At 41.6% G+C, this 13994-nt stretch carries 10 protein-coding genes; 8 read left to right on the top strand and 2 right to left on the bottom strand.

Annotated features, from left to right (window positions below):
• Positions 1-9: 9 nt before the first annotated feature.
• Together HUJ21_RS24730 and HUJ21_RS24725 are read right to left on the bottom strand one after the other, a co-directional pair.
• Positions 10-2127: an SNF2-related protein gene (locus HUJ21_RS24730; RefSeq protein ID WP_291373735.1), complete on the bottom strand. Its 2118-nt coding sequence runs from the start codon at positions 2125-2127 to the stop codon at positions 10-12.
• Positions 2128-2141: 14 nt separating this feature from the next.
• The gene (locus HUJ21_RS24725) at positions 2142-3977 is read right to left on the bottom strand and encodes an ATP-binding protein (RefSeq protein ID WP_291373733.1); all 1836 of its coding nucleotides are present in this window, start codon (positions 3975-3977) and stop codon (positions 2142-2144) included.
• Positions 3978-4693: 716 nt separating this feature from the next.
• Here HUJ21_RS24725 and HUJ21_RS24720 point away from each other — a divergent pair.
• The 8 genes from HUJ21_RS24720 to HUJ21_RS24685 all read left to right on the top strand — a co-directional run bounded on the left by HUJ21_RS24720 (position 4694) and on the right by HUJ21_RS24685 (position 13920).
• Positions 4694-5155 carry a hypothetical protein gene (locus HUJ21_RS24720; RefSeq protein ID WP_291373732.1) on the top strand — a complete coding sequence of 154 codons (462 nt, stop codon included), beginning with the start codon at positions 4694-4696 and terminating at the stop codon, positions 5153-5155.
• Positions 5156-5226: 71 nt separating this feature from the next.
• The gene (locus tag HUJ21_RS24715) at positions 5227-6597 is read left to right on the top strand and encodes a TolC family protein (protein WP_291373731.1); all 1371 of its coding nucleotides are present in this window, start codon (positions 5227-5229) and stop codon (positions 6595-6597) included.
• Positions 6598-6652: 55 nt separating this feature from the next.
• Positions 6653-7699 (top strand): efflux RND transporter periplasmic adaptor subunit, encoded by a 1047-nt coding sequence (locus tag HUJ21_RS24710; RefSeq protein WP_291373730.1) that lies wholly within the window; start codon positions 6653-6655, stop codon positions 7697-7699.
• Positions 7700-7718: 19 nt separating this feature from the next.
• Positions 7719-10877, top strand: coding sequence for an efflux RND transporter permease subunit (locus tag HUJ21_RS24705; RefSeq protein ID WP_291373728.1), 3159 nt, complete (start codon positions 7719-7721; stop codon positions 10875-10877).
• 5 nt (positions 10878-10882) lie between these two features.
• On the top strand, positions 10883-11128 hold the full coding sequence (locus HUJ21_RS24700) for a hypothetical protein (protein ID WP_291373726.1): 246 nt from the start codon (positions 10883-10885) through the stop codon (positions 11126-11128).
• Positions 11129-11679: 551 nt separating this feature from the next.
• The gene (locus HUJ21_RS24695; RefSeq protein WP_291373724.1) at positions 11680-12066 is read left to right on the top strand and encodes a hypothetical protein; all 387 of its coding nucleotides are present in this window, start codon (positions 11680-11682) and stop codon (positions 12064-12066) included.
• A gap of 317 nt (positions 12067-12383) precedes the next feature.
• Positions 12384-12917 carry a transposase gene (locus tag HUJ21_RS24690; RefSeq protein ID WP_291373722.1) on the top strand — a complete coding sequence of 178 codons (534 nt, stop codon included), beginning with the start codon at positions 12384-12386 and terminating at the stop codon, positions 12915-12917.
• Positions 12859-13920 (top strand): transposase, encoded by a 1062-nt coding sequence (locus tag HUJ21_RS24685; protein ID WP_291373721.1) that lies wholly within the window; start codon positions 12859-12861, stop codon positions 13918-13920. The genes HUJ21_RS24690 and HUJ21_RS24685 overlap by 59 nt, the downstream gene beginning before the upstream one ends.
• Positions 13921-13994: the final 74 nt, after the last annotated feature.

Here is a 13994-nt window from a genome sequence, read left to right as displayed (position 1 = left end):
GAGTTGAGATTACAGTCTCTTTGAAGGGTTTTCGAACTTATTTAAAATTACCCGTTTGAGGTGTTGAAGCTTATAATCATTTTTTCCTTTAATCTCTTTAATTTCCTCAAAGAGATTATCCAATATTAAAAGGTCTTCAGACAAATCTTCACCCCATTTGGTAGTGTCCATATCAGAAACATGTACCTTCACTTTGCCGCCAAACACATTTTCAACATCTCCCCAATTCGTTTCCCAGTCAAAATCCTCATTTTCCCATAGGGATTCAATACCCATATAAGTTTCTGCTTCTTCCCCTTTTACAATGGCAGTTAATGCAGCTTTGATCTGATTGGCAATATTGGTCAGGGTGATTCTGAAGGAATCCACAGAACTCTCCAACCTTTTCAGCAGGTTAATCCTCATCAGAACTTTTAAACTGTTTTCCCTATCTCTTTGGGAAAGCTTACCTGACTTTACTTTTTTATCATAAAGATCTTCATAAAATGGTACCTTACTGGGTAAAATGTAATTCAATGGAGAGTAAATGGAAAGGTTAAGTAACAGTAGACGTTCTGCTATATCTTTATAATTTACCGCCCCTTCAATACTTAATGGACTTTGGATTGATATGGGTGTATTCCTTAATGGGAATTTTCCGATGTCCGTGGTGTCATAGTAAGTGGTAATATGCTTTCTTGAACGGGCAATGGTCAGACTATCCAGAACCTCAAAAAAGTCGAAGTCCAACATGTCCAACAATTTTTCCGTGGTTCTTTCAGATGCATCAAATTGGGACCAGGTATTGAATGCCTGCTGCGATCTTTTAAAGATCTGCTCAATGCCCCTATTGGTATCCAATTTTTCATCAATCTTGTCAGTCTTCCCTTCATAGGCCAGGGCCAATTGATTCTTTAAATCATTAAAACGATTATTCACAGGAGTAGCAGAAAGCATCAGTACTTTAGTTTCAATACCTTCCTGAACAATTTTTCGGAGAAGTTTTTGGTACCTATTTTCCTTCCCGGCAGTGGGGTTATTATTCCTGAAATTGTGGGATTCATCTATAACCACCAGCCCATAATTCCCCCAGTTGACGGTCTCTAGGTTTCTGCCTTTACTCATTCCCCGGTCCCTGGAAAGATCTGTATGAAAAAGCACATCATACCTGAACCTGTCTTTTGCCAGAATATTGTCCTTGTCATTGTGACGGAAGGTATTCCAGTTTGCTTCCAGCTTTTTCGGACATAGTACCAGGACATCTTTGTTACGCATTTCATAGTACTTGATGATCCCAAGGGCAGAAAAAGTTTTACCAAGACCCACACTATCGGCAAGAATACAGCCGTTGTATTGTTCTAGCTTATTGATACCACCTATTACCGCATCTCTTTGGAAGTTGTACATTTTATCCCAAATAAGCGTTTGCTTAAATCCGATCTGATCATTGGGTAGATTGTCCAGTGATAGGTCATCCAAGAAATCATTGAATATATTAAATAGGGTAATAAAGTAAATAAATCCAGGACTGTTTTCTTTATAGGCATTTTCAAAGTAATCCTGCACATGATCCGTAACATCCTGAAGGCTTTCTTCATTGGTCCATACCTCGTTAAACCAATCCAAATATGCCTGGCTTTCCGGAAAATCAACCTTTTGGATTAAAGTCGGGAATCCTTTTTTGGGAGTAAAACCCAAATCAGAGGTGGTGAAGTGATTGATGTTGTTATAGGCTGATCCGTTATTTTCTGAACCTTTAGAATGGATCATGCCATGGAGCGGCTGATTGGAATGCTTGTTGGATCTGAAAATTACCTTATCCTTTACCCAGACAGCACATTCCTTGGCTATGGCTCTTTGGTTTAATTCGTTTTTTAATCTTAATTCAAATTCTCCCCCGCATAAATGAGATTCATTTAGGATATGGGGGATGTAAAAATGGCGGGATTGTTTCTGGAATTTTTCTTCTATAAATGTAGGAGAAGTAAAAATAAACCGGAGTTCATCGATTCCTTTCAACTCCCGTTTAAGTGCCTCAAAGGCATAGATGGAAAAGGAGGAAGCTGCAATGCTAAGTTTGCTGCCTTTCTGTATGCTTGCCTTTAGGTCATCCCCCAAGCGACTATTTACGTTATCAATTAATTTCATTTAAATGTGTACTTCTATCTCTGGCCAAGCCATCTATCGCTAATTGCTTTAAGGTCTTCAGTTTTTGCTGCTTCATTTATCCAGCCCTTAACAAAGCTAATGTCATTCGAATCTGGGAGTTGATCCTCAGACAATTGGTTAATTCGAATTCGACTAGGCAAAGCTGCGGCTTCGCCAACAAAAATTGCTTCCTGTCTTGTGAGAGAAGGTAGCATCTTAGTCAGCCCTAACAAGCTATCGGGTAAAAATTTAGCTACATGTTCCTGATCGCTGGAATTGGTAAGTCTTAGAATTAGCCACGAATTACATTGTGAAAGAACCGTTGGCTCAACATCTGAAGGTCTTTGGGATACCAACATTATTCCAATGCCATATTTCCGCCCTTCTTTTGCTATCCTCCTAACAGCTTCCTGAGCTTCCTTATACTGGGCTTCACCATGATTAGGAACATAACGATGAGCCTCTTCACAAACAAACAATACTGGATCTTTTTCCCTTTCGTCTCTTTTCTGCCAAAGCTTATATTGAAACAAAAGCCTGGCAATCAATGCCGTCAAAGGCCCAGCCACCTCGTTAGGAAGTCCTGAAATATCAATGATTCTAAGACTTCTATCCACCTCTTCACCCTTGAGAGTCATCTTGCCAAAAAACTGGGAAAGGATCTCTTTGATTTTGGGGGCATTTTCGTCACATTCCTTCATTATAAATGAAAGCTGCGGATTTCCTCGGAGAACTTTCAGTTTTTTCAGTATCGAATCTATTTTGTCCCTTCCACTTGTGGCTGCTAGATTCTTTGAATCACCCGTCTTTTGGCCTTGGATCTTGTCCAAGTGATGGATAAATTCGGAAAGTTTGAAGGGAACTGGTTTATCCCGGTCAAAATTTAAAATTTTTTCAGAATAGGAAGGATTAGCAGGAATATCATCTTTTGCATCACCAACAGCATTTGGGCCAACATTTTGAATCAAACCCAGATATAATAATCTAGCATACGTGATTGCTCGATAAACCATATTAGTTTGAGAAGTTGCTTCGAATTCAGTCTTACCAATAACCAAAGATCTGAATTCATCGCTGGACATTAGCCAATACGGTAGTTTTAATGGCTCGGCTTCAGTAGAACTTGAAGAAGCCTCATTGTACGCCTTAAAGACAATCGACTTGTCCTTAAATGCCTTAGCATACTCTCCATGAGGGTCAATCATTATTATTCTTGGTGTGAGATCTTTCTCACCAGATTTGTGAGCCAGCACCGAATGACGGATAGCCGAAACAGTTCCGGATTTACCAGAACCTGTAGATCCAAGAATAGCAGAATGATGACCAAACAGCTTATCTATGTTTGCCCTACAAATTGCATTATTGCTCCCAATGTAACGCCCAATTGGAACCATTGGATCACTCTCATCTTTACCCTTTTTCTCAGCAGCTTTGTAAATGCTCTCCAACTCTTCACTAGCACAAATAAATGCATCCTGAAGGGGTAAAGGGTAAGTCTCAATACCTCTTGAAAAAGTAAGTAATTGTGTGGAGATATTCCATGTCCCCTCCCCGAAAAGATCTGCTTCTAGTATTCTTTTATCATCGCCTGGTAAAATCGGTTGGAGACCTTCTTCAGCAAGAATATCAGATTGCATGCGAAGCATTCTAACATAAGCAAAGAGTATCTTTCTACCGAAATGAATTTTAATGATGCTTCCAATCTGGCCGATGGAATATATTTGTCCATTATAAGAACGAGTTAACTCGGTAATTTTTATGTCAAGTTCTATTCGAACTGAACTGCCATTAACCTCAATAATCTTCCCGATTCTGAGGACAGGATTTGTACTGAAAAGGTTGTTACTCATGGTCGCCTGTTAAAATAAATTTGGTTAATCCTGAAAAAGTCCACCAGAATAAATCTTTGTCTGAAAGTGGTGGAACTGGGGTGGTTGATTCATAATAAATTCCTTTTTTACCAGCCACATAGATTCTGATCCCAAAACTTGGATTGATCATCCATTTATGCAAAATCGGATTTAGGCCAGTAGTGCATTCCTCTGAAAATGCTATCAAAGTGGTTCTATTTCCTTCCTGTAAAATCAGCTGTAGGTTATTTATTGATTACTCCGTTTGCCCTTTTTTGATCATAAAGAGATTTGAATGGTTAGATAAGCTACTTTAACATATGGGGGAAGTTTCTCCTCTTCTTTTGATCCTTCAGGCTTCCAGAAGACCGTATGGTGGTAATAAGAGCCATCCTAAACTTTTTGAGCTACCAGCACCCCTTAAATAGGCTCTGTAGTTAATTTTCCCTACTCCGTCTTGAAAGACTACAACTATAATGAGGATTGGCCTCATCAAAAATGCTAGTGAGGCTAGATTTAAAGTGCATGAAGGCACTTCACCCCCTGAAATTCATTGAAAATCCGGCTTGAAAAGCCAAGTTGGGTTAATGCCAAACTCGTCTAGTAATCTCTGAAACGGCTTTTTGAGGTTTAAAAATAAATTATTTGTTCATAAAATTATGAACTAGCTAAACTTTATCTAACTTTGTGGCGTTAAAAAACCCAAACCAATAACAATGAATTTGTCAGAAAAGAAAAGAGAGATCATAGAAAAAATTGGTGTCTTCCATGAAATGAAAGGATTCCAGCCTGTGGTAGGAAGGATTATGGGATTGCTAATGGTGGCGGAACCTGCTGAGGCCACATTTGAAGAAATCCAGGAAGAGCTTCAGGTGAGCAAGGGTGCGGTAAGTACTGCTTTGACTGTTTTACAGGCAAAGGAGAGGGTGGAATATAGGACCAAGCCGGGAGAAAGAAAACGTTATTTTAAGTTGAGGATAAGGGATTGGAAAAACGATCTCAAAAAAGAATTTGATGAAGTATTAAATATGGAAAGTCTCATCAATGAAATCATTGAATTGAAGGAGAACAAAGAAAGTGATTTTTGTTGCAGTCTTCTGGAAATGAAGGAATTTTTTATGTTTATGAAAAATGAGCTTCCCCTGCTTCTTAAGAGATTTGAAGCTACCAGAAAATAAAAAAAATTTAATGTTTAGGTTTTTTAAATTCGGAACAAAGTAATCAATAAATTTTAAGAATAAAAGGTGTCATGTTGAAAAAAAGAAGTTTATTGTTGTTATTCCTATTGAGTATCAATTTCACAGCATTTTCTCAAAATATTCGATCCGGGGACGGAGAAGCATATTCTTTAAAAGAAGTGCTAAAGATCGGATTGGAAAACAGCTACGATATCAAGAAGTCCAGATTGGATGAAAATGCTGCCGCCTATCAGCGAAAAGAAATAGTGGGAACAGGACTTCCCCAGCTTAAGGCTTACGGGAATTACAACAACTTTCTGAACGTATCTCCCATGGGTATTCCCGGCGGGGTCCTGAATCCTGAGACCAATCCTAACGACATTGATGTGATCCAGTTCGGGGTTCCACAAAGTCTTCAGGCCGGTTTTCAGCTCAACCAGCTTATCTTCAGCCAATCCTATTTAGTAGGACTTAAGGCCGCAAAAACCTCCGAGGAATTTTATCTATTGCTGACACAGATGAACAAAGAGGACATTCTCTATGATTTGGCCATGAATTATTACAACATTATCGGCCTGGAATTGCAAAGGGAAAATTTGGATGCCAATATGGACCGGTTGCTGAACCTGGAAAAAATATTAAAAGCCCAATTTGAAAATGATCTGGCGAAGAAAGTAGATTACAACAGAGTGAAAGTAAATTTGACTACTTTGGAAGCCAGCAAAGATGACCTTGAAATCGGGATTTCCCAAAGCAAAAATTACCTGAAGCTGTTGATGGGCGTACCCATGAATACTCCTTTGGAACTGCAGCAACAGGACTTTGACTTTGATTTGGCCGGAATTCTGCCGGCCCATCTATATGGGAACCTTCAAAATCGGGTAGACCTCCAGGTGCTCAATAAGCAACAGGATCTTTACGGACTGGACATCAAAAATATCCAAGCGGGATATTATCCTTCATTGATAGGATTCGCCGATGTCAATTACAATACTTTTGCCAATGAATTCAATTTTCTCTCCCAAAGCAAACCCTGGTACCGCGGTGCTTTGATAGGATTGAAACTGGAAATTCCCATATTCGATGGATTCCAGAGGAAAAACCGGGTGGCGCAGGCAAAAGTCAGGTCCATGCAATTGGAGCAGGACATCATGAAAGCCAACCAGGCTGCGGAAATGGAACATCAAAATGGGGTCAAAAAATTGACATCAAGTGTCAATTCAGCCAAGGCTCAGGAGGAGAACCTCCGATTGGCAGAGGAAGTCTATGGCCAGACAGAGCTGCTTTACAAGGAAGGGCTTAGTCCACTGACAGATTTATTGGAAGCAGAAACAGCCCTGCGGGAAGCAAGGACAGCCTATAATAACCAGATCATCAACGTGAAAACCGCTCAGGTGGATCTATACAAGTCCAGGGGGGAGATCTCCAAAATGGCAGATTAAGCCTGACAATAGCAACACCAACTTTATACATAACCAAGTCAATACAACAACTAAGATGAAAAAAATAATCCCGATAGTAATTCTGGTACTTGTTATAGGAAGTATCGCCTTTACGTTATTCAACAACAAGCAGGAAATGGCAGTGAAGGCTGAAGAGGCCATGAAAACCACTGAGTTTATTCCGGTGAGGACAGAGGTGGTGGGGAAATCCTATGTAAATGTGAATTTTACCTCTAATGGGACATTTGAAGCCAACAGAGAATTGAACCTGCAATCTGAGGCCAGCGGAAAGGTGGTTAAAATATTAAAGCGCAAAGGCGATGAAGTTAAAGAAGGTCAGTTAATTGCCCAATTGGATGATGAGCTTTTGCAATCTGAACTGGTCATAGCCACCCTGACTTTTGAACAATCACAAAAAGATTTGGAGCGGTATAAAAATCTTTCCGGAACAGATGCGATCACCAAAAAACAATTGGAAGAAATCCAAAACAGCAGCAAAACTGCTGAAGCCCAACTTAATATGATCAAAAAGAGGATTTCCAATACCCGCATTACCGCACCCATTCCTGGCTATATCAATGATGACCATATTGAAATCGGTACTTTGGTCAGCCCAGGTATGCCTTTGTTGGATATTGTCAACACTCAGCCCCTTAAATTAAGTATACAGGTTTCTGAATCAGAAATTGCCCAAATATCAGTTGGGGACACTGTTTTGGTAAAGGCAGGGGTTTTTCCGGATAAAGAATACAAAGGCAAAGTTACCTATACCTCCTCCAAAGGAGATGCTTCCCTTCGATATAAAGTAGAAATCAGTTTAAAGGATGAAGCTGCAGATTTGAAGCCGGGCATGTTCGGTTATGCCACCTTCAACTATGACAAACAAGAAGCAATTATGATCAACAGAAAATCCCTTATCAGTGGCTTGAAAAATCCTGAGGTATATGTGGTAGAGGAAGGCAAAGCAAGGGTTAAAGCTATTAAAGTGGCCTCTATTGGTCAGGATCAACTGGTTTTGCTTGAGGGCTTACAAGAAGGGGAAAAGGTGATCACTACAGGGCTGATTAATTTGAAAGATGGCGTAGCCGTTACGGAACTTTAAGCTTAAAAAGAATCAAAACATGCAAATTGCAAAAATATCCATACAAAGATCCACTATAGTAGTGGTTCTCTTTACCATCTTGACATTGCTGGGGGTTTTTTCCTATACCCAGATGTCTTATGAGCTTCTGCCAAAGTTCAGTCCTAACGTGCTGACCATCACTACGGTGTATCCAGGGGCAGCCCCTTCGGAAGTGGAGAATTCAGTGACCACCAAAGTGGAAGATGCGGTTGCCTCACTGGAAGGCATTGACCTCATGAAATCCACATCCATGGAAAGTGTCTCTATCATTACCATAGAACTTACCGATGACACCGATGTGGATATTTCCCTTCAGGATGCCCAGAGAAAGATCAACGCCATATTGGGTGATCTTCCAGAGGATGCCGATCCGCCAGCTTTGGGCAAATTCAGTTTGGATGATATGCCTATTATTCAAATGGGTGCTTATTCTTCCCTGTCGCCTTCTGAATTTTATGACCTGATGGATCAAAGGGTTCAGCCAACCATTTCCCAAGTGGAAGGTGTGGCCCAGGTAAACCTTTTGGGTGGTTCCGAAAGGGAGATTAAAGTAAACCTCAACCGGAATAAGATGGAGGCCTATGGTATTTCCCCTATGCAGGTGAATATGGCTGTTGCTTCTGCCAATTTGGACTTTCCCACAGGCAGAATCAAAAACCAGGAAGAGCAAATACTGATCAGGCTGGCAGGAAAATTTAGCTCCATTGAAGAAATTGGTGAATTGGTCGTGACTTATAAAACGGACGGCTCACCGGTAAAAATCAATGAAATAGCAGAGGTTTTGGATTCCAACAAGGATGAGGAAATCCTCAGTAGGTTAAATGGAAACAGCGCCATTGCCTTGACCATTCAAAAACAATCAGATGCCAATGCCGTTGATGTGGCAGAGGAAGTGGAGGTAGTTTTGGCCCAATTGGAAGAAACTTTCAAGGATGATGATCTGAAATTTGAGGTGTCGCAGGATTCTTCGGAATTCACCCTGGAAGCAGCCAATGATGTAATTAAAGATTTGGCAATAGCGGTAGTCCTAGTGGCTGTGATCATGCTGTTGTTTTTGCACAGTGTCAGGAATGCTGTTATCGTGATGATTGCCGTTCCGGCTTCCATTATTGCCACTTTTACCGTAATGTATTTGGCTGGATTTACCCTAAACCTGATGAGTTTGTTGGCGCTTTCCCTGGTGGTCGGGATTTTGGTGGATGATGCCATCGTGGTTATAGAAAACATCTACCGTCACATGGAGAAGGGCAAATCCGCCATCCAGGCTTCCTATGATGGTATCCGGGAAATTGGAAGTACGGTTATTTCTATTACACTGGTAATCGCCGTGGTATTCGTCCCTCTTGCATTGACAGGAGGATTAATTTCCGGTATCCTTACCCAGTTTAGTATCACAGTGGCGGTAGCTACGCTATTCAGTTTGTTGGTTGCCTTTACCTTAATTCCGTTAATGACTTCCAGATTTTCAAAATTGGAACATCTGGACAAGAAAAGCTTTTTTGGCCGGTTTATCGGTGGCTTTGAGAAAGGGCTGGACTATTTTGTTGGCTGGCTTATTGGAATTTTAAATTGGGCCTTTACCCATAAGACCATTACTTTGGTGATTACCCTGGCTCTCTTTATCTCTTCCTTTTTATTGGTAAGCAAAGGCTTTATCGGAAGTGAATTTGTCAACCAAGGAGACAGGGGGGAATTTATTATCCGATTGGAGCTTCCCAAAGATGCTACATTGGAGCAGACCAATTTCAAGACCCGGGAAGTGGAGGATTACCTTCATAGCCTTCCTGAAGTGAAGGGGATATTCACTACGGTAGGACAAACTACCGGTATGCTTACCGGAAGTTCATCTTCCCCCTATGCCGCTGAAATTCTTGTAAAAATGGTAGGGAAGGAAAACAGAAACCTGACTGCTTCGGAATACGCACAAAAAATTGAGATTCAGTTGCAGGAGAATATTGTGGGGCCGGAATTTACGGCCGTTCCGATAAGCATGATGGGTACGGCCAATGAAGCACCCATACAGATTGTACTTTCGGGACCTGATTTGGATACTTTAAGTGATTTTTCCAAAGTAGTCATGTCCGAAATGGCCCAAGTGCCTGGAACAAGAAAAATAGAAACTTCCCTAGAAGAAGGTAACCCTGAAATTAGGATAGAAGTGGATAGGGCTAAAATGGCCTCTTTAGGTTTGGGGATGGATATGGTAGGGGGTTCTCTTCAGGTGGCCTTCAATGGAAATACTGATACCAAATACAGGGATGGGGATTACGAATATGACATCAATATCCGGATGAACGAATTTGATAGGAGATCCGTGGGCGACATAGAGGCCATCACCTTTATAAACAACAGAGGTGAGATCATTCAGCTTGGTCAATTTGCAAAAGCCATCCAGTCTGAAGGACCGGATAAGCTGGAAAGAAAGGACCGGATTGGATCCGTTACTTTGAAGTCGCAGGTCGCAGGTAGATCAACCGGTACCGTGGGCGCAGAGATCCAAGAAAGAATTGCCCAGTTGGATTTGCCCAATGAGGTGGCCATTTCTTATGAAGGAGACCTAAAGATGCAGGAAGAAGGATTTGGCAGCCTTGGTATCGCCCTTTTGGCTTCCATCTTGTTGATTTATTTGATCATGGTCGCTCTGTATGACAGTTATGTTTATCCATTTGTGGTAATGTTCTCCCTTCCGTTGGCGATGATAGGAGCCTTATTGGCTTTGGCCTTGACAGGTTCATCCTTGAGTATCTTCAGTGTATTGGGGATGATCATGCTGATGGGCCTGGTAGCCAAAAATGCCATTCTGCTGGTGGATTTTACCAATCAGCTAAAAGAAGCCGGTATGGAAATGAAAGCAGCTTTAATTAAAGCAGTGGAAATCAGGTTTCGTCCGATCCTTATGACCACTTTGGCGATGGTGTTTGGGATGTTGCCCATAGCCCTTGCTTCCGGAGCAGGTGCCGAATGGAAAAATGGTTTGGCTTGGGCGATCATTGGAGGCTTGGTGTCCTCCATGTTCCTTACCATGGTAATTGTGCCGTTGGTTTATTACATCTTTGACAGAATACTTGCCAAAACCGGTAAAGACAAGAAACAAGAAATAATCATAGAAGAGCAGGCTTTAGAAGAAATAGAATCGGAAGTTGCTGAATATGTATAAATATTATGAAAGATTATTCTAAAATAAAATCGATTGTGAAGGTTTTCAAAAGATATGGCATTGAAGAACCTTCAAAAGTGAGGGAAGCTCTATTTGAAAAAGATTTGAATTTTGATAAGGAGTTTGTAGGAGGGTTGATCTTTGATGTGGAGGAAGCCCTCTCTCTCTCCCTAAATCAAGATGAAGTGGATCTTCTTCAAAACCCTAATGATGTATTCAAATATATGTTAAGTAAATCAAGCATGTCTTAAAGTTTTATGCCAGCAAAATCGCCAAAGCCCCTCTATATTTAATATAGAAGGGCTTTGGCTTTTTTGCCATCATGTCCTTTATGGGTGTATTCCTTTTTCCATCTTCAAACTATTTTCCGATTGTTTATTTTAACAGCAATTTATTGTTGTAGATTTTAGGTATGAAATAATTGAGCATGAAAAAAAGATATTAAAAGAATCGTCAGCAAAACCCTTCCTTCCGGTAATCAACAGATAAAATTTTTTATGGAAGATGAGAACCATCCCAAGTATGGGTATTTGCTTGTTTACGGGTCAAAAACTACTTCAGAAGTGATCCAGAAATAAAAGAAAGGCTGGAAATGATGGAAAATCCAGAATGGATATAATTATTGCCTGTAAGAAAACGGGGGAAAAACGGATATTGTAATTCCATGGCTGATTTTGAAGTGTATTTTATGTTGAATCCGCAGGGGGAAAATTATATATAAAACCTAAAAATGGCTAAATTAGGGCAATTAAAGCGATCCATATTTTTAGATTCAGACCAAACAAATTCCCTGTCAGCAAATATGCGCCCACGATTCGAAGCCCAGCTTACCCTTGGATGTACCCCGGTAGAAGAAGTGAAGATCCCCACCAAAACACGCAGCCACATGGCCGCCCTGCAGTACATTTATATCACCCCGAAGTGGAATGAACAGGTATTTGCCGTGCTGTCGGAAAAGATCACCCAGGGCAGGAAGGCCACCGGCCGTAAGGGGATGAGCCTCTGGGAGATATTCGCATTGGGCCAGGTAAGGCTGTGCATGAACACTTCCTACGATGAGCTGCATTACAACATGCGATGTTTTCCAAGCATCCTTATGGCACCTAAGATTTCGTATGCCTCAACGGGTACGTTTGGTTCCCAGGAGTTACTCCCAGGACAATCGACTTCAGGGAAATTGTATAGCTAGTATTTAACTGTACAAATTGTGATTAAAAAAGTATGGGATTCATGCTTTCCCTGGTTATGGCCTCACCCAAAAAAATTTCCATGTCTATTCCTAATCTTTCTCCCCTACCCCAAATACTTCCTTTTAGTTGGACATCCAGGTTCCATCCGGTTCTGTCAGGGCTTTTTTGAACTATGGATTTATTTACATCATTATATAAAGATGTTTTTATATAATGATATTTTTAAATAGGGTCTGCTTAGAAAATAAAAAAGTGACTATTTAGAGGTATTTAGCGGTTTTTTTCACAATTTAAGGTTGAACAAGTGCAAGGAACTATGCGAAAGACCACCAAAAGGCGTGCACCACGCAGCGAATATACCAGCCCAAACCAGCTATCCTTTTTAGGATTTGAAACCCCTTTTTACAATCAACTTGACCCATCCAACCGCTGGGTGGTGCTCAGTAACCAGATACCCTGGGACGACCTGGTCAACCTCTTTAATAAACGTAACCCCCCGAAAGCAACCGGAAGACCCTCTCTGAACCCCAGAGTCCTGATCGGGGCAGTGATCATCAAACATATGCTCAATCTGGATGATCGGGAAACCGTCGCCCAGATTACTGAAAACATGTACCTTCAGTACTTTCTCGGGTACAGTTCCTATAACAAACAACCTCCTTTCGATGCTTCGCTTTTCGTGGATATCAGAAAGCGGCTGGGTCAGAAGCTGATTGCGGAGATGAACCAAAGAATCCATGGATTTTCACTGGAAAGAACGGCTGTAAAAAAGGACAAAAGCCGTAAAGACGATGATGAGCCCCCCCCCGGGAACAGATGGAAACAAAGGGGAGGTAATCTACGACGCTAGTGTCTGTCCACAGGACATCGCCTATCCCACTGATCTGGGACTGCTCAACAAATCCCGGGAGATCACAGAGGAAATCATCGATGAGCTTCACGCGGCAGACCGCTCAGGAAAGAAGCCCCGGACCTACCGGGAAATAGCGCGAAAAAACTATCTGAAGGTGGCACAGAACAAAAACCCCTCAAAAAAAGTAATCCGCAAAGGCATCAGATCCCAACTTCAATACCTGAGAAGAAACTTCGGGACGATTGAAAAAATGCTGGACGGTTTTGAGGTTTTCCCCCTGAACCATAAGTTACAGCGCAAATACTGGATCATTCAGACTGTATATGAACAGCAGCTCAAGATGTGGGTGAGCCGCAGCCATCAGGTGGACGACCGCATCGTAAGCATCCACGAACCCCATGTCAGGCCAATAGTACGTGGGAAAGCAAGAGCAAAGACCGAGTTCGGTGCCAAGATACATATGAGTATGGTAGACGGTTTTGCGTTTCTGGACACACTGTCCTGGGATGCCTTCAATGAAGGTAGCCATCTCAAGGATTATGTAGAAGAGTACCGGAGCCGGTTTGGGTTTTATCCCGCAAAGGTTCTGGCGGACAAACTGTATTGCAGCAGAGAAAACCGGAAATGGCTGAAGGAAAAGAATATCAAACTGGCGGCCAAGCCCTTGGGAAGGCCTTCGGCTAAGGCAGTGGAAAACCACGTAAGACCTGGGGAAAGGAATCCAATAGAGGGCAAGTTTGGTCAGGCTAAAAACGGATACGGTATGAACCGGATCAGGGCAAGGCTCAAAAACACCAGCCAATCGTGGATCGCCTCCATCATCCTAGTGCTCAACCTGGTCAAATTGGCCGGGATGGCACTCCCATGCCTGAGTTTTTCAGCATGGAGGGAGTTGAAATACTCCATCAAAAACACCATAATCAAGATTCTGGAAAACCTAAAAACACAAAACCAGCCCAGAGAGCTTTCTGGGCTGGTTATAAGAACTGGTGTCTTTTGAGTTTTTCAGCAGACCCTAAATATTGCTCCATTTTAAAATAATGAGCTGCCTTCACCTGTCTTTTATTCTCCGGA

This window comes from Cyclobacterium sp. (genome assembly GCF_014762705.1).
GTDB lineage: Bacteria > Bacteroidota > Bacteroidia > Cytophagales > Cyclobacteriaceae > Cyclobacterium.
The sequence above is the reverse complement of the archived record's forward strand: the minus strand, read 5'-3'. Positions and strand labels throughout refer to the sequence as shown.